Here is a 17,473-nt window from a genome sequence, read left to right on the forward strand (position 1 = left end):
CCTACATCGGAACAAAGGAGAGAATATGTATGGACAAAAAAAGACTATTAATGCTAGTGGAGATTGCGATTTTTGCAGCGATTGGTCTCGTACTGGATCAGGTTTCCTTTAAAGTATGGGCACAAGGCGGCTCAGTTAGTCTTGTTATGGTACCAATTATGTTAATAGCATTTCGCTGGGGCTTAGTAGCTGGGCTAACAACTGGATTACTCGTAGGTGTAATGCAAACCATGTTTGGTGCTACGATTGTGCACTGGCTACAAGGATTCCTGGATTATGGAGTTGCTTTTACAGTTGTAGGATTAGCGGCGGTTGTTCGTGGACCAGTGTTAGACGCTGCTAAACATATGAACAAAACAAAAATGGCACTTTATATAATCATAGGTACCGTTTTCGCAGGCTTCTTACGATACACAGCACATACAATTGCTGGTGCTGTATTTTTTGCCGAATATGCCGGTGACCAAAATGCATGGATCTATTCCATCATCTACAATGGTACATATATGCTACCAGCAACCATTTTAACGGCAATCGTTGGTGTTCTTTTATTCACAGCCGCTCCACAATTAATGCAAAGAAAAGCTTAATGCAAGTCCCTTCACATGAGTGGAGGGGCTTTTTTATCGTGAATAGCTCTTTTAGCACTTTGCAAAGTAGGAAAGCATACAATATTTAAAGCGTTTATCGTTATACGCATAAAAAGTTATGTTATATTAAAGAATAGATATTAGATGAAAGGGACGTTATACATGATTGTAAAAACGCAAGAAGAGATTGAAGCTTTTAAAAAAATAGGACGCATTTGTGCTGAAATTCGCGAAGCGATGAAAGCTGCAACAAAGCCAGGAGTTACAACACTTGAGCTTGATGAAATTGCTGGTCGCATGTTTGCAGAGGCTGGCGCTATTTCAGGACCAAAGGGAGAATATGATTTTCCAGGGTATACATGTATTAGTGTCAATGAAGAAGTAGCACATGGTATTCCAGGAAAGCGTGTTATTCAAGAAGGAGATATCGTAAATATTGATGTTTCTGGTTCTTTAAATGGCTATTTTGCTGACACAGGTATTTCATTTGTTGTGGGTGATGGCTATGAGGACAAAGAAAAGCTTTGCCGTGTTGCTAAAAGTGCCTTTGATCGAGCAATGACAAAAGTAAAGGCTGGATCTAAATTAAATCAAATTGGTAAAGCTGTTGAACGCGAGGCAAATGCTAATGGGTTAACTGTTATTATGAATTTAACAGGTCATGGCTTAGGTCAATCTTTACATGATGAACCAAACCATATTTTAAATTATTACGATGCATGGGATTCTACTATTATGAAAGAAGGTATGGTCCTTGCGGTTGAGCCATTTATCTCAGCAAATGCAGAGCATATCGTAGAAGCAGGTGATGGCTGGACATTCGTGACACCTGATAAATCACTTGTAGCTCAAATCGAACATTCAGTCATTGTAACAAAAGATAAACCAATTATCTTAACGTCATTAGACGAAGAATAGGATGCAATGAAAAAATCCTGCTAACCAAATTATTTTTGGTAGGCAGGATTTTTTTTAATAAAAAAAATGCCAACAAAGAGAACACCGCATAAAAATAAAGCGGCTGTAGTGACAAGTAGCTCATCAAAACCATTATGTATGGCGATTCCAATATAAGCCCAAATAAAAACACTTGGATACATAACATCAAAGTGATGGAAACGGATATGTAGCGCAATGGCTCCTCCTAAAGTAAGTAAAATCACTGCCCAAAGAGGCGTACTAAGACCAAAGCCGTTCCAACCATAAGCCGTTAACGTAAAGCTTGTATTTGTGATAAAAATAAATGTCATCCATGCTAAATAAATAGAGAAAGGAATACGACCAAACAAGGATTTGTTCTGAAGAGGGTACGTATTATACAACATAAACAAATACAAGACTAAGAGTAATGTAATGCCAAGAGAAACAATAAATAACTCATGGTGCCAGACATATATCATTAATGCTTGTAATATATTTATGCAACTAAAAAGCGCAGACTGTTTCAAAGTTGTCTTTTTCATGTTCATAACTAACCAATAACCGAGTAAAAAATAAATGATAATCCAAATTACATGACTTACACTAACTGGTGCAAATACTACAGAAAAACGATTAGCGATTTCTAGCGAAGATTGACCGTTGATGTTCACGAAAAAGGATGAAAAGGTTAGGATGATTGAGACAAGATAAGAGATTGTCATCATGATAAACCGAGGCATGTTTTCCTCTCCCTTCGTGTTAGATTGTATAGGGAAAAGACAAATAAGTATAGTACTGTCACTTTTTTTATTATAACGGAAATTTCCAACAATGTATCGTGTTGTTTTACTATTAATACCTACAATTTACCATGTCTGATAGGCATCCATATATTTCTTTAGTACAATAAGAATAGCCAAATAAAAGGAGTGAAGTTTCATGACACAAAATTTGAAGAATCTAGATCTAACTGTTGAACTAGACAAAAAGATGTATAAAAAGAAATTAAAAGTACTCCAATATGAAATGTTGAATGCACAACAATTTTTATTAAAAAACAAGATTGGCTTGATCTTGGTATTCGAAGGAATGGATGCGGCTGGTAAAGGTGGCGCTATTAAACGATTAATCGAACGTGTCGATCCCCGCGGTTATGTTGTACATCCTATTTCTGCCCCTCAAGCTCATGAATTACGCTACAATTATTTACAACGATTTTGGAGAAAATTGCCTCAACATGGGCAAATCGCTATTTTTGATCGCTCGTGGTATGGTCGCGTATTAGTAGAACGCATCGAAGGATTCGCAACAAAGGATGAATGGTCTCGTGCTTATGAAGAAATTAATAATTTCGAGAAGATTTTAACTGCAGGAGATTACATAATTATTAAGTTCTGGCTTCATGTTTCAGATGAGGAGCAATTAAAACGCTTTAAAGAACGTGAACAAAACCCTTACAAATCTTGGAAGTTAACAGCCGAGGATTGGCGCAATCGAGATAAAACACCTCAGTATATTGATGCAGCAAATGCGATGTTTGAAAAGACAGATAAAAAAGATGCACCATGGATCTTAGTCGCTGGAGATGACAAAAAGTATGCACGTGTTCAGGTGCTACAGGAAACTATTGCACACATTGAACGAGAGGCTCAAAGACGTGGTCTTCATTTAACAAATGTATTAGACAATACACAACTAGAAGATGCTGATTCCTCCAGCTTAGAAATAGTAAACGAGAAAAAGAAAGAACAAAAAACTAAATAATTAAATTGTGCTGCTATGACAATAAGACATAAGCTGTTTTGGTTGTAGCAGCCTGTTTTTTTACATACAATGAAATATAAATAGAGTTTATAGCCAATGTAACAAAGAGAAATGTATTGATTTTTATTGGAAGGCTAGTGTGGAGAAATGGTGCTTAAAATTTGGAATCTATTAAGAAAAAAGGGTGGGAATGTGGTAACAATAAAGGGGGAAAAATGCTACATCCGCACATTCCAAGAAAAAGATGCACGAAGTTTAACGGGCCTCGTAAGCCGTAATAAATACTTTTGGTCTATTTATGAGCCACTTCAAAGACCTGAATACTATACAGTCGATGCTCAATACAAAAAAATTCAAGAAAGTCTCTATTTAATGGAGTCAAAGCGTGAATTTACTTTTGGTATTTTTGAGCATGGTACAAATAATCTAATAGGGCATATTGCACTTTATGCTGTCAAACGCTTACCGTACTCGAGTGCATTTGTTGGCTATGCGATGGATGAGATTTATGTTGGAAAGGGCATTGTCACAGAAGCTGTGAATATGGTGGTCCGATTTGCATTTGAACAAATTGGTCTGCATCGTGTAGAGGCCTATGTATCGACACAAAATACTGCCTCCATGCGTGTATTAGAGAAGGCTGGATTCCAGCAGGAGGGTCTGCTAAGAAAGCTACTGTATATCAATGGTCATTGGATAGATCACTATATGTATGCACGTTTAGAGGATGAATAGAATAATAAGTGCCTATCTTCCACATAGTGAGGATAGGCACTTGTTCTTTTATTAATGTATCAAGAAATAATTTTATTGTTTATTTCCATCTTCAATTAAATCTAGATGACCTGTATTTGGATCAATTATTAAACCATGGACAGGTACGTCTTTTACCATTAATGGGTGATTACGAATTGTATCGACACTTTTCTTAACACTTGTTGCTACATCACCGAAACCTCGTAAAAATTCCTTTAAATCAAAACCAGAATATTCCAACATTTTAATTGTTTCTGGATCTATGCCTCGTTGTACCATTTCGCTAAGCATGGCATCAGGATCAACCGCACTCATACCACAGTCATAATGACCAACAACATACACTTCATCAGCTTGTAGGCCATAGACAGCGACTAATAAACTACGCATAACTGCACCGAAAGGATGGCTCACTAACGCACCAGCACTTTTCACTATTTTTACATCGCCATTACGCAAATTCATCGCTTTTGGTAAAAGCTCTACAAGACGAGTATCCATACAAGATAAAACAACAATACGTTTATCAGGATATTTCGTAGTGATGAATGGCTCATATTTTTTTTCTTGTACAAACTCTTTGTTAAATTCTAGAATATCTTGTAACATTGTCATGAATATTGCTCCCTTCCTTACAAAAAATATTGTAGAGCAAAATTTTCAATATGCAAACAATAAAGACTTTATTCAGATAATTTTTACAATAAAGGAGCAGTTTCATACGCTTTAGTAGATGAAATACCTTGTAAGCTATAAAAAAACAGCTACCTATAATAGTAGCTGTTTTTTACACATTAAAATTTTTCGTTTGGCTTTGGATCTACAGTTACTGAAGACTTGCTATCTAAACCAACTTGTAGGTAGTGGATGAAGAATCCCGTTGAAATTAATAAAACTGCTGAAAAGCCAAGAACAGTTGTAATGAACATTATTAGAGCTCCTCTCTACTTAAATGATCTACTAAAATTCCCTAAAACAATTATACAATAGGTTACTAGGAAAATCTAAGGATAATTTATGACAACCTTAACATACTTAGCCTAGAATACTATTAGTAGGAATGGATTATTTAGAATGCCCAATTTCCATCACGGAATATCGGGTCTATTTGATCATCATGTGTTATTCCATCTATATTCATTTTGGTAGAGCCAATCATAAAGTCTACATGTGTCAAGCTTTGATTGAGACCATGTGCACTTAGTTCCTCAGAAGTCATTTCTTTGCCGCCCTCAATGCAAAAAGCATAGGCACTACCAATGGCAAAATGATTGGATGCATTTTCATCAAACAATGTATTGTAAAATAATAGGTCGGATTGTGAAATAGGTGATTGATGTGGTACTAATGCTATTTCACCAAGGTAATGAGCACCTTCATCTGTTTCAATAAGAGAAGCTAAAATTTCTTGGCCTTGCTCCGCCTTGACGTCAATGATTCGACCATCTTTAAATGTTAATGTGAAATTATCTATAATATTGCCGCCATAGCTTAAAGGTTTAGTGCTTGATACATAACCATTAACACCTGTTTTTAGCGGTGCTGTAAAAATTTCTTCCGTTGGCATATTGGCCATAAATGTTTGGCCTTGTGTACTTATGCTACTACCCCCTGTCCACACATGGTGTGGAGGCAGCTCAATTGTTAAATCTGTGCCTGGCGCAGTATAGTGTAGTGACTTAAATTGCTTTGCATTTAAATAATCAGCTTTGCTATGTAATTCCTGATCATGGGCATGCCAAGCTTCAACAGGATTTTCAAGGTCTATACGTGTGGCTGCAAAGATAGCTTCCCATAATGCATCCATTTGCTGTTCTACTGGAAGGTGAGGAAAGACCTTTGCTGCCCAAGCTTTAGATGGAGCAGCAATGACAGACCAGCTAAACTTATCTGCTTGTAACCATTGATAATAGTTGGCAAGTGCTTGGCCAGATGCTTTTTGGAATGCCATGATTCTATCACGCTCAATACCTTTTAATAAATCGGGATTTTGTGAGCTAATGCTTAAGAAAGCAGCACCATGTTCAGCTAACCATTCACGTTCCTGCACTTTCCAAGGTGGGAAGAAATCAAATGAGTCTTTTGGTGCCCCTTCATAGCGAGCACGTACAAGTTCATCATCGGATATATCGACAAAAACTTGTTTAGCACCATTTTTATAGGCAATTTTAGTAATTATTTGTGCGAGTTTTAGGTTATCAGTCGAACAGCTTATATAAAGATACTGATCTTTTTGGATATTTACTCCTACTTTCACCGCTAACTCGGCATATTTTAGTAATTTTGTGTCAAACGATAATAACAAAATCATATCCCCTTTCAATTTAAGACAGTTAAGTGTAATATTCTTAATTCAATATAATCAAAAATGGTCGAAATGTGAATAAAAAGCATTAATTACATCGAAAAATATATGAAATACATTTATACTAGGAATATATATATTTAAAATATGGAAAAAAAGACGAAATAACATTAGATAGTAGATTTGGAGGTTCTAGAATGGATAAGTCGTCGATTATAGGGTTAATACTTGCTTTAGTAGCACTATTAACAGGGATGGTAATGAAGGGTGTAAGTTTATCTGCATTTTATAACCCAGCAGCTATCCTAATTATCATTTTTGGTACTATTTCCGCAGTAACAATTGCCTTTCCTATGCAGGAGTTAAAGCGTGTGCCGAAGCTATTTAAGATTCTTTTTAAAGAAACAAAATTAGCAAATGATATAGAGATTATTAAAATGTTTTCACAATGGGCTGACTTAGCTCGTCGCGAAGGGCTATTAGCACTTGAAAGTAAGGCCTCAGAGATTGAAGATCCATTTTTGAAAAATGGCCTTACATTAGCAATTGATGGTCAAAATGCTGACTACATACGTGATGTCTTAACAGAAGAAGTAGAAGCGATGGAAGAGCGACATACTAGTGGAGCAGCTATTTTTACACAAGCAGGTACATATGCACCTACTTTAGGGGTTCTTGGTGCAGTAGTAGGGTTAATCGCCGCATTGGCTGATATGAATGATATCGAAAAGCTAGGACATGCTATCTCAGCTGCATTCATGGCTACATTACTCGGTATCTTTACAGGGTATGTTTTATGGCATCCATTTGCGAACAAGCTAAAACGTAAATCTGCTTTAGAGGTAAAACAAAAGAGAATGATGATTGAGGGTATCCTTTCAGTATTAGAAGGGGAGGCTCCACGTGTAATTGAACAGAAACTATCATCATACTTAACGATGGAAGAACGTCGTCAAATTTCTGGTGAAAGCGGGGCGGGTGGCCTTGGCAAAGAAAGCTAAGAAAAAAAAGCATGATGAACATATTGATGAATCTTGGTTAGTGCCATACGCAGATATTTTAACTTTGCTGCTAGCCGTATTCATTATTTTGTTTGCCTCAAGTTCAGTCGATCAAGAAAAGCTAGAAAGAATGTCGGCAGTTTTTAATCAAGTCTTTGATGGTGGAACTAGTTTTCTAGAGCAACCTGCACCAGTGCCTACTCCGAATGCAGATAGCGACCAAACGCCACAGCAAAACTCTGCCTATTTAAAGGATCAACAGGAGTTAGCTGAAATAAAAGATAGTGTCGATAATTTTATTGCAGTCAATGAAATGGAAGATCAGTTTGCCACAGAAATGACGGATGAAGGGTTGCTTGTCACAATCCGTGATAGTATTTTATTCGATCCAGGGCAGGCAACAGTTAAACCTGAGTACGTCCCTATTGCCAAAGAGCTATCAACTATGCTGGAATCTGATCCAGCTCGAAATATTGTCATCACAGGTCATACAGATAATGTGCCAGCAGGTCCGAATTTTACATCGAATTTTCAGTTATCTGTAATGCGTGCAACTAAATTTTTAGAACTGCTTATTGAAAGTAATGACAAATTAGATCCTACGCGCTTTAGTGCAAAAGGAAACGGTGAGTATCGTGCAATTGCACCAAATGACACAGCCGAAGGACGCGCAAAGAATCGTCGTGTAGAAGTATTAATTCAACCATTAGTTACTGAGGATGGTTCAGAAACTTAGAGTACACAGTAATAAAAAGCTATTAGCAACAGACAAATGTCTTAGGCTAATAGCTTTTCGTTTTACCTATTTTCGTAAAGATCCTAATTCAGCAACAATCGCTTGCATTTCGCTTGGACTAAAAGTTTCTCTTTTCATAACCATTTCATATAGATACACTAAATCTTCATAATTTGCTTCATCGAAGTTTTCTGATTTCATTGCATCGACATTCACCATACGAAGCTTGTCCTTCATTTGATCAACCATATACATAACGTTTTCTTTAGATGGAACTGATAAATCCATTTTTTACCCTACCTTTCGTAATCCTCGCACATATCATTTCATTGAATAAAAAAAATGTCAACTCCGTATTTGGGCATTGCTTTAAAAATAGACTGTTATTGGGTAGAATAAGTGCAGAAGACTGTTTATTTATGAAATAATAGGGAATATGCAACTATACAAGCAGGGGGTTTTAATATGGGTCAAAGTAAATTATTAGCATCTATTGTAGCAGGAGCAGCAGTAGGAGCAGCATTAAGTATGTTAGATCGCGCTACACGAGAAAAAACAATTGCCTCAACTAAAAAGATGAAGGAAGCCGTCTCATATTATGCAGCAAATCGAGAAGAATTGCAGGTGTTGGTAGAGGAAAAGGTACTCGCGGCAAAGGTGCTTTGTGAAAGTGTGTCAGATAATGTCAACACTATTGCTGAAAAGGTGGATGAATTTAAGGATTTACCTTCCACGATACAGGGAATGATTGAAGATACGAAATCAGCCTTTACTTTACCTCATAAGGAGTAAAGGGCGTTTTAGGAGGAATTGTATGGAAAAGAATAAAGCAACATTGCATAACGCTTTTGGGTTTGTAAAATCGTTTGTCTCTCCAGAGGAGGGAGCGATTGATATTATGACATCCAAAGGCTTTATCCAAGATTTAATAGGTCGGCTCAAGCGTGTTGAAATATCTGCGCTTGCTGCACAATTGGCTTATTTCTTTTTACTATCGTTCTTCCCCTTACTTATTTTCTTGGTGACACTATTACCATATCTTAACTTAGAAACCACTCAGGTCTATTCATTTTTAGTGAATATCTTACCTGATGAAGTGTATAAGCTTATTGAAAATACACTGAATGAAATTTTAACTAATCGCAACAGTAGTTTACTGTCCATTGGGGTTTTAGGTACTATTTGGTCTGCATCTAAAGGCATTAATGCATTACTTCGTGCTTTAAATAAAGCCTATGATACAGAAGGGAGAGCAGGCATATTAGATAGGGGTTTATCACTTGTTTTTACAATCGCTCTCGTTATTGTTATTGCCGTTGCGCTCTTATTACCGGTCTTTGGTCAGCAAATTGGGCATTTCCTATTCTCGATCGTCGGAATAGAGGAGCAATTTGAATCTGTTTGGCATAGATTAAGATGGTCAATCCCGCCATTATTGATTTTCATCGTATTAATGGGCATTTACTGGTTTGTGCCAAATACAAGTCCTCGTTTGAAAATAATGGGCGTATGGCCAGGAGCGTTATTTGCCACGCTTGCTTGGTTAGCAGTCACATATGGTTTCTCTTTTTATATTAATAATTTTGCAAATTATTCTGCTACATACGGTAGTATTGGTGGCGTCATTATTTTAATGCTCTGGTTATATTTTACGGGAATCATTTTAATCTTTGGTGGCGTATTAAATGCTACAATGCAGAAAAGAGCACTTCAAAAGGAAATTCGTCGATAATGAAATGATCATTCATTAACAAGAGCCTCGCTAAACTCCTAAAGAGTAGCGAGGCTCTTTTTACTTGATTTTACCTGATTAAATGCATCAAATATTCAATAAAAGCCTCAGCGCATGTCGCAGGAAGAGTAGCTTCAAGCAAGCTGGACGCAATTATGCTGAGGTTTAATTGATGTTAAACATTTTTATTGAGCATACGTAAACCATTTAGAATAACTAGAATTGTACTACCTTCATGACCGATTACGCCTAAAGGCAAGTCGACAACTTGTAAAAAGTTAGAGGCGATTAATAAGACAATAACCCCGATAGAAAAGAAAATATTTTGTTTCACAATACGTTGCATTTTGCGTGATAAACGAACAGCATAGGCGATTTTTGATAAGTCATTTTTCATTAGCACGACATCCGCTGTTTCAAGCGCCACGTCTGTGCCTTCACCCATCGCTATGCCAGTAGTTGCTGTAGCCAATGCAGGGGCATCATTAATACCGTCGCCGACCATACCAACAAATTGATGCTGTGTAAGTAGGCGTTTCATTTCAGTTACCTTCGTTTCTGGCAAACATTCTGCGACGAATTCAGTAACGCCAGCCTCCTTCGCGATAACTTTGGCTGTTTTTTCGTTGTCGCCTGTAAGCATCACCACTTGAATACCAAGCTCTTTTAATAATGTAACAGCTTTCTTAGCTTCGGAGCGTACAGTATCTTTTAATGCTGTTAATGCAACAATACCGTGTTGATCACGAATGAAAATAACTGTTTTTCCCTCTGCTGCAAGTTTAGTTACAGCATTATTTGCAAAATTGTTAGCAAGTTGCACATCAACAAATTCTGGTTTGCCTACTTGATACTCCTTGTTTTGAATCGTTCCTTTAATACCCCAGCCAGGAATATCTTCAATAGTTGCTTGTGGTAGTATGTCGATTCCTTCAGCCTTAGCATAGGAGGTAATCGCTTGGGCAAGGGGATGATTGGATTGAGATTCAATTCCTGCAAGAATTGCTAAAGCCGTATCACGTTCTACTCCATCACGGACAATAAAATCTGTAACAACTGGTTTTCCTTGCGTTAAAGTACCTGTTTTATCGACAGCCAATGCACGTAACACACTAAGATGCTCTAAATGTAAACCACCTTTAAATAGCACACCATTTTTTGCACCATTTGATATAGTAGCGAGTGTTGCAGGCATAATGGAAGCAACGAGTGCACAAGGTGAAGCAACCACTAATAACACCATTGCTCGGTAAAAGGTTGTTGTCCAGTCCCAGCCGAGTAAGAAGTGAGGAAGAACCATCATAATGGCAACACCAAGTAAAACAAATTTTACATAAGTCCCTTCAAACTTTTCGATGAATTGTTGAGAGGGGGATTTTTCACTTTGGGCACTTTGAACGAGCTGTATAATTTTTTGGAAAAGGGTCTCTGAATTCGCCTTTGTCATTTCCATAGTAATAGCACCATTTAAGTTGACTGTGCCTGCAAAAACTTCGTCCCCTTCGCTTTTTGAGATTGGCAGTGGCTCTCCGCTAATAGCTGACTCATCAATAGAAGATTGGCCTTTAAAAATAATGCCGTCTGCTGGAATTCGTTCACCCGGTTTAATCAATAAATGATCCCCGATTTGTAATGTGGAAACTGATACTTTCATAGGCTCAAATCCGCCACGCACTAACCAGGCTTCTTCGGGCTGTAAATTCATAAGGGCAGATATTTCGCGATGACTTTTATTCATCGCATACGTTTCAAGTGCACCACTTACTGCAAAAATAAATATTAGAATGGCTCCCTCTGTCCAATAGCCAATTGCAGCTGAGCCAATTGCAGCTAATACCATCAACAGCTCAACATTTAGCTTTCGCTCTACTATGGTCTCTTCAATGCCTTCTTTTGCTTTCGCGAAACCACCTACACAAAAGGCAATTAAATATAGTAGAACAGAAGCCGTTGTTTGTCCATTTGTGTCTAAACGCCATGCTAGTAAGATGAAAATTCCAGCCATTAATGCGGCAATTAGTTCTGCATGTTCTTTTACTTTCTCAATTACTCTTATATTTTCTCGATTAGAGTATTCCATCTCTATCCCTCCTGATAATGAAAATCAATATCAAAACCTTTATAAAATAGCATTGTTTTGAGCTGTTTAATTGAAAATGGATTTCAATTACCATCTCTTTTATTTAGAATTATTATAACAAAGGAATTTATAAAAATAAAGTAGGAAGTTTGATGGAGATTTTTAAACAATTTGCAAAAGGATTGAAAAAAGCACAGTCTATTCACTAGGAATATTCTGTGCCTTACAAAATTGTGCAATAAAACGAGTTACTACTGCTATCTATTATTTAATTAGAAGACTCTTTCTGCATGCAAAGCAAGTTTTTCTAATGATGATTTATCCACATCTGCATGTAGTGAGTTACCATGTGAATCCATTGTCACAACTGCTGTAAATTTTTCAACATTTAAGTGCCACATAGCTTCAGGAATACCGAATTCCATTAAATCAACACCATCAACGCCTTTAATACAGTCCGCATAGTATTGTGCTGCTCCACCGATTGCATTCAAGTAAACGCCACCATGCTCATTAAGCGCTTTTAATGTTTTTGGTCCCATCCCACCTTTACCAATAACAGCACGGATACCGAATTTTTTCATGATATCGCCTTGATAAGGCTCCTCACGAATTGAAGTAGTTGGACCAGCTGCTTTCACTGTCCAATTGCCATCTTCATCCTTAGCCATTACAGGTCCACAGTGATAAATAACTTGTCCATTTAAATCAACTGGTGCATCGTGGCTCATTAAATGGTGGTGGATGGCGTCACGGCCAGTATACATACGACCAGTAATAGAAACGACATCACCAACTTTTAATGAACGAATTTGTTCTTCAGTAATTGGCGCAGTAAGTTCTACTACATCTGTAGTTGTATCTTCTGTTGTAGCAGCTACTTCATTCTCTTTGAAGGTAATTTTTTCACCTTCTTGATAGTGCCAATTCAAAATTTCGCCAGTTTGAGGATCGATGTCCACAGCCATACGACGGTAAGCCCAACAATTATATGCTACTGATACATAGAAAGAGGCAGGAATACGGTGCATTACGCCAATTTTACAGCCTAATAATGTTGCTTCACCACCGAAGCCCATTGTACCGATACCAAATGTGTTAGCCGTTTTAACCACATACTCTTCTAATTTAGCAAGATCTGCATTTGGATTTGTATCTTCAACATGGCGGAATAATTGCTCTTTTGCTAAATCATAGCCAGAAGAACGGTCTCCACCAATACCTACACCAATGAAACCAGCAGAACAGCCTTGACCTTGTGCTTGGTATACAGAGTGTAAAATACATTTACGAATACCATCTAAGTCACGCCCTGCACGACCAAGACCTTCTAATTCACATGGTAGACTGTATTGAATGTTTTTATTTTCACAGCCGCCACCTTTGAGAATTAACTTAATTGTAATGTAATCTTTTTCCCATTGTTCAAATTTCATTACTGGCAAACCATCACCAAGATTATTACCACTGTTTGCACCAGATAGTGAATCCACCGCATTAGGACGTAATTTTGCATCTGCAGTTGTATCATTGATTGCTTTTTTGATTGCAGCTTTAATTTCTAATTGATTTACGCCAACAGGAGTATAAATTTTGAAAGTTGGTAGCCCTGTATCCTGACAAATTGGTGACACGTTATCTTCTGCCATAATAATATTATTTGCGATTGTGTCTAAGCTCATTGCTGCACGAGTACCAGCATTTTCAGCTTCTTTTGCTTTTTTAATAGCACGACGTACATCCTTAGGTAAATTCGTAGATGTTTCAGTAATTAAATCGTAAAGACTCTTCTCCAAATTTTGTAGATTCATTGGTATTGCCCCCCATAGAAAAATTGATTATTTCCACGTTACATTATACTCTTTTCAACTAATGAAAAAAAGAGTCCTTATCTGAGACTGCTAAATTAAAGCATATTTTAATAATATAGAAGGAGAGTATTGATTTTGTAGAACGTTTGTTCTAAAATAGAATAAATCCAATATTAGGAGGAACTTGCATGGCTGCTAAAACTTTACTTGAATTACCAGAAGCATTCGAGCAATATAGACCATTAATAGAAGGGACAATGAAGCCTGTTGTAATGGTTAATACGGAGATAAGTAAAACAACTTTATTTCAAAGTAAGTTTGCAGGAGATCCTTATTTCCCATTGGGTATGGAATATCCAAAAAATATGAAGGGACAACCGTTGAAGTTATTAGCTCAAATTAACTTTGCAGAGGTTCCTATGCATTTACCCAATTTCCCAGAAGAGGGAATATTGCAGTTTTATATTGATGGTTATGACGATGTTTTAGGAATGGATTTTGATAATGGACAAAATCAAGAAGGCTTTCGTGTAATATTTCATGAACAAGTTATGCAAGATGAAGCACAGCTTATTCAAGATTTTTCTTTTATCGAAATAGATGATGAGGAATTATATTTTCCTGTCGAGCGTGAAATGGCATTATCCTTTACTACAGGCGTTGAGCCGATGTCGATTGATGATTTTAGAAGCAATGACAAGTATGCTAGCATCTTAAAAGCTTTGGAGGATGACGAAGCATTAGAAGACAGCTTCTATGATGCTATGACGGGTGATGGTCATAAAATTGGAGGGTATCCATTCTTTACGCAAGAAGATCCTCGAGCATATGGAGATTATAAAGATTCAATCATTATGCTGTTACAGATTGATAGTGTTGACGACAATATTCTTTGGGGCGATTGTGGCGTTGGCAATTTCTTTATCACAGAGGAAGAGTTAATGAATAAAGATTTTAGCAAGGTTCTTTATAATTGGGATTGCCATTAAAAAACAAGCGAGCACACGATGCTCGCTTGTTTTTTATTCATTATTGTTCACGAGCTTGAAATTGCTCCATTTTGTCCTCTAAATCATCCATCATTTGGATTAAGCGATCAATATCTTCTAACTCAGCTGTTTCAGGATCAAGGGCATCTAATACTTCTAGAAACATCTCAAGACGCTCTTTTAAATAGGTTACTTGTTGCTCTTTATCAGTGATTGGCTTTGACATTCGTACACCTCATTTCATCCCTTTCATCGTAGCCGATTTGAGCTTAAATTTCAATGTTTAGGGAAACACCTAGGACTAAGAGATTAATTTTAAAAAAACAATAGACAGAATATTTACAATATTGAGGATGTATGTTAAAGTTGTTTTAAGATAAAGTAAAGGAGCTGATTGAAAAAAGTCATCTGACCAACGCTAACTCGAAAAGGAGGGAGTTTAAACAAGTAATCGGTAATATTCAAAAGCCGAAAATCGTGTTTATACAATTAAATGAGGATAAGTATTAGTTAAGCCTTAGCGTAAAATCACATGTGGTGAGCGCTAAGGCTTTTTGGTATGCTGTTCTTTGGAAGAATGACTAGTTATTGGAGGAAAAAATGACGTACTTCTCAGATTACAGCACAAAAAGATTTACCATTTTAGTAGTAATTGTATCCATATCAGGCTTTTCACAAGGGATGCTATTACCGCTTATTTCGATAATATTTGAACGTGATGGGGTATCCTCTGCATTGAATGGCTTGAATGCAACAGGCTTATACATAGGAACACTGCTGATTTCACCATTTATCGAGCAGCCGTTACGCAGATGGGGCTATAAACCGATTATTTTAATTGGTGGAGCTCTAGTTTTTGCGTCTTTACTTGCATTTCCTCTATGGAAAAGTGTGACCTTTTGGTTTGTCCTTCGTTTATTAATTGGTGTAGGCGATCATGCCTTGCATTATGCGACACAAACATGGATTACTAGTACAGCAGATCATAAAAGCTTAGGAAAGGGAATGGCCATCTATGGCTTATCATTTAGCATAGGTTTTGCTGTTGGACCACTTATGGTGAAGCTCATTGAAATTGCTGAAGCGCTACCGTTTATCGTATCTTCAATCATGTGCCTATTTGCATGGTCCTTTGTATTTCTCTTGCAAAATGAAAAGCCTGAGCGTTTAACAGGTGACTTAAATGCCAGAGGATGGCAACGGTATAAACTGGCTATTTTATTTGGGTGGATTGCCTTTTTAGGCCCCTTTGTCTATGGTTTTCTGGAATCTTCACTAAATGCCTTGTTTCCTGTCTATGCATTACGCAAGGGCTTTGAAGTCGGCATGATTCCTATCATTTTATCTGTGTTTACATTTGGTGGTATTTTAACGCAAGTGCCGCTTGGTGCACTAGGAGATAAAGTAGGGAGAAGGAATATTTTGATGATTGGGTCATTTGGTGGCGCAATTATTTTCGCTATTGCAAGCTTTTTAGAGCATTCACAATTCGCTGTGGCTGTCGCATTTTTCTTAACGGGTACGCTGGTTGGCTCGATGTTTTCTTTAGGGATTACATTTATGGCTGATTTGACACCAAAGGAGCTACTGCCTACGGGGAATTTACTTTGCGGAATTGCTTTAAGTATTGGTAGCTTAACAGGGCCATTTTTAGGTGGGGTTTATTTAGAATATGTAAAAAATTATAGCTTCCTTTTACTTGTGGCAATGCTTTTGTTAGCCGTTGCAATCGTTTTACTTATATTTGGACGCCACAAGCATCAACACCCAATGATGGCTAAATAAAAAGAGCGGGGCTCATCTCCCGCTCAAAAAACAAAAAAACGCCCAGCAAATCCGTGCTGTTATGGCGTTTTTTGCGTAACAAGGATGTTCCGTCCAAGTTACATAGGTTTGGCACCTAGAAAATTATTATACAGACATGTTCTAATGAAAGCAATAAAAATTAAAATGGATATTTTTGGACATTATCCATCTTTCTATTTATAATAAAAGAACACTGGCTTAAAGAGGAGGTTTTTGTCATGACAGAAATGAAAAAACTATCTATCCACCGTGCTTTAACAGAATTAAAAATGCTGACTCTACGAATTGAAGCAGCAACAAATGAGGTTAGCGCAGTCGTAGCTAATCGAAAAAGCAATCGTAAAATTAATGGTGTAGACATTCCTGAATATGAAAAACAAATGCAAGCATCCTATGATAAAGTGGTAGGTTTAATTTCCTATCGAAATAAAATAAAGGCGCTAGTTGTGCAGTCCAATGCAAACACAAAGGTGATGGTAGGCAAAGAGGAAATGACTGTAGCGGAGGCAATTGAACGGAAACAATCTATTCAATACGAAAAGAATTTGCTAGAAGTTATACAACATCAGCATCGTTCAGCTATCAATTCGGTTGCCAAAGAAAATGATGCATTACCTGCAAAGCTGGAAACCTATTTAGTTAACATATTGGGCAATAAAGATAAACAATCACCAGAGGAAGTCAAATTACATACCGAAACATTTATGAAAAGAAATGAGTTTGAAATCATTGATCCCCTAAATGTTAAACAACAAATTGAGAAATTGAGCAATCGGATTGAAGAATTTGAATCAGAGGTTGACGCTGTCTTATCAGAGTCGAATGCCACAACCTTTATTGAAGTACAAGTTTAACAAGATTTGCATGTCCTAGCGAAAATGGAAAACGAAAAGTCGCTCGCGCTTCAAGGCATGTGTGCGAGTTAAAACGTAAAACATGCCTTACTCCAATGGTAACTTTCAACTAAACTGATTTGAAAGCT

At 37.1% G+C, this 17,473-nt stretch carries 19 protein-coding genes; 11 read left to right on the forward strand and 8 right to left on the reverse strand.

Going from position 1 to position 17,473, the window contains the following annotated elements; translation table 11 throughout:
- Positions 1-29 precede the first annotated feature (29 nt).
- Complete coding sequence (gene thiT, locus RCJ95_RS18660) at positions 30-590, forward strand: energy-coupled thiamine transporter ThiT (RefSeq protein WP_009371558.1); 561 nt, start codon at positions 30-32, stop codon at positions 588-590.
- A gap of 162 nt (positions 591-752) precedes the next feature.
- Positions 753-1,508 carry a type I methionyl aminopeptidase gene (map, locus tag RCJ95_RS18665; protein ID WP_004225600.1) on the forward strand — a complete coding sequence of 252 codons (756 nt, stop codon included), beginning with the start codon at positions 753-755 and terminating at the stop codon, positions 1,506-1,508.
- Between the two features lie 29 nt (positions 1,509-1,537).
- Here map and RCJ95_RS18670 read toward each other — a convergent pair whose 3' ends face one another.
- Positions 1,538-2,251: a hypothetical protein gene (locus RCJ95_RS18670; protein WP_312129514.1), complete on the reverse strand. Its 714-nt coding sequence runs from the start codon at positions 2,249-2,251 to the stop codon at positions 1,538-1,540.
- A 199-nt stretch (positions 2,252-2,450) separates the two neighbouring features.
- Here RCJ95_RS18670 and RCJ95_RS18675 point away from each other — a divergent pair, with 199 nt between their 5' ends.
- The gene (locus RCJ95_RS18675; RefSeq protein WP_004225596.1) at positions 2,451-3,275 is read left to right on the forward strand and encodes a polyphosphate kinase 2 family protein; all 825 of its coding nucleotides are present in this window, start codon (positions 2,451-2,453) and stop codon (positions 3,273-3,275) included.
- 147 nt (positions 3,276-3,422) lie between these two features.
- Positions 3,423-4,010 (forward strand): GNAT family N-acetyltransferase, encoded by a 588-nt coding sequence (locus RCJ95_RS18680; RefSeq protein WP_312129516.1) that lies wholly within the window; start codon positions 3,423-3,425, stop codon positions 4,008-4,010.
- Positions 4,011-4,082: 72 nt separating this feature from the next.
- Here the strand turns inward: RCJ95_RS18680 and RCJ95_RS18685 are convergent, their stop codons facing one another.
- The 3 genes from RCJ95_RS18685 to RCJ95_RS18695 form a co-directional block, all read right to left on the reverse strand.
- Entirely contained in the window at positions 4,083-4,646 is a 564-nt protein-coding gene (locus RCJ95_RS18685; protein WP_004225593.1) for a beta-class carbonic anhydrase, read from the reverse strand.
- A gap of 179 nt (positions 4,647-4,825) precedes the next feature.
- Positions 4,826-4,960: a hypothetical protein gene (locus tag RCJ95_RS18690; protein ID WP_004225590.1), complete on the reverse strand. Its 135-nt coding sequence runs from the start codon at positions 4,958-4,960 to the stop codon at positions 4,826-4,828.
- Between the two features lie 140 nt (positions 4,961-5,100).
- The gene (locus tag RCJ95_RS18695; protein WP_369578303.1) at positions 5,101-6,342 is read right to left on the reverse strand and encodes an aminopeptidase; all 1,242 of its coding nucleotides are present in this window, start codon (positions 6,340-6,342) and stop codon (positions 5,101-5,103) included.
- Positions 6,343-6,533: 191 nt separating this feature from the next.
- On the opposite strand from RCJ95_RS18695, the gene motA reads away from it, so the two are divergent.
- Complete coding sequence (gene motA, locus RCJ95_RS18700) at positions 6,534-7,337, forward strand: flagellar motor stator protein MotA (protein WP_004225583.1); 804 nt, start codon at positions 6,534-6,536, stop codon at positions 7,335-7,337.
- The gene (gene motB, locus RCJ95_RS18705; RefSeq protein ID WP_004225581.1) at positions 7,321-8,073 is read left to right on the forward strand and encodes a flagellar motor protein MotB; all 753 of its coding nucleotides are present in this window, start codon (positions 7,321-7,323) and stop codon (positions 8,071-8,073) included. Before motA ends, motB begins: the two co-directional genes overlap by 17 nt.
- 66 nt (positions 8,074-8,139) lie before the next feature.
- Here motB and RCJ95_RS18710 read toward each other — a convergent pair whose 3' ends face one another.
- A complete protein-coding gene (locus RCJ95_RS18710; RefSeq protein WP_004225580.1) occupies positions 8,140-8,361 on the reverse strand; it encodes a DUF1128 domain-containing protein in 222 nt (73 codons plus the stop codon).
- Between the two features lie 177 nt (positions 8,362-8,538).
- On the opposite strand from RCJ95_RS18710, the gene RCJ95_RS18715 reads away from it, so the two are divergent.
- Both RCJ95_RS18715 and RCJ95_RS18720 read left to right on the forward strand, forming a co-directional pair.
- On the forward strand, positions 8,539-8,865 hold the full coding sequence (locus tag RCJ95_RS18715) for a hypothetical protein (RefSeq protein WP_004225578.1): 327 nt from the start codon (positions 8,539-8,541) through the stop codon (positions 8,863-8,865).
- Between the two features lie 22 nt (positions 8,866-8,887).
- Positions 8,888-9,805 (forward strand): YihY/virulence factor BrkB family protein, encoded by a 918-nt coding sequence (locus RCJ95_RS18720; protein ID WP_004225576.1) that lies wholly within the window; start codon positions 8,888-8,890, stop codon positions 9,803-9,805.
- 175 nt (positions 9,806-9,980) lie between these two features.
- Here the strand turns inward: RCJ95_RS18720 and RCJ95_RS18725 are convergent, their stop codons facing one another.
- A complete protein-coding gene (locus RCJ95_RS18725; RefSeq protein ID WP_312129518.1) occupies positions 9,981-11,885 on the reverse strand; it encodes a heavy metal translocating P-type ATPase in 1,905 nt (634 codons plus the stop codon).
- Between the two features lie 272 nt (positions 11,886-12,157).
- On the reverse strand, positions 12,158-13,696 hold the full coding sequence (locus RCJ95_RS18730) for a fumarate hydratase (RefSeq protein WP_221682826.1): 1,539 nt from the start codon (positions 13,694-13,696) through the stop codon (positions 12,158-12,160).
- Between the two features lie 188 nt (positions 13,697-13,884).
- On the opposite strand from RCJ95_RS18730, the gene RCJ95_RS18735 reads away from it, so the two are divergent.
- Complete coding sequence (locus tag RCJ95_RS18735; RefSeq protein WP_405026510.1) at positions 13,885-14,685, forward strand: YwqG family protein; 801 nt, start codon at positions 13,885-13,887, stop codon at positions 14,683-14,685.
- 40 nt (positions 14,686-14,725) lie between these two features.
- Here the strand turns inward: RCJ95_RS18735 and RCJ95_RS18740 are convergent, their stop codons facing one another.
- Positions 14,726-14,911 (reverse strand): SE1561 family protein, encoded by a 186-nt coding sequence (locus RCJ95_RS18740; RefSeq protein ID WP_004230471.1) that lies wholly within the window; start codon positions 14,909-14,911, stop codon positions 14,726-14,728.
- A gap of 374 nt (positions 14,912-15,285) precedes the next feature.
- Here RCJ95_RS18740 and RCJ95_RS18745 point away from each other — a divergent pair, with 374 nt between their 5' ends.
- Together RCJ95_RS18745 and RCJ95_RS18750 are read left to right on the forward strand one after the other, a co-directional pair.
- The gene (locus RCJ95_RS18745) at positions 15,286-16,470 is read left to right on the forward strand and encodes an MFS transporter (protein ID WP_221682828.1); all 1,185 of its coding nucleotides are present in this window, start codon (positions 15,286-15,288) and stop codon (positions 16,468-16,470) included.
- Positions 16,471-16,709: 239 nt separating this feature from the next.
- Positions 16,710-17,345, forward strand: a complete 636-nt coding sequence (locus tag RCJ95_RS18750) for a hypothetical protein (RefSeq protein WP_257520600.1) — start codon at positions 16,710-16,712, stop codon at positions 17,343-17,345.
- Positions 17,346-17,473: the final 128 nt, after the last annotated feature.

This window comes from Lysinibacillus sp. BSL11 (genome assembly GCF_052928325.1).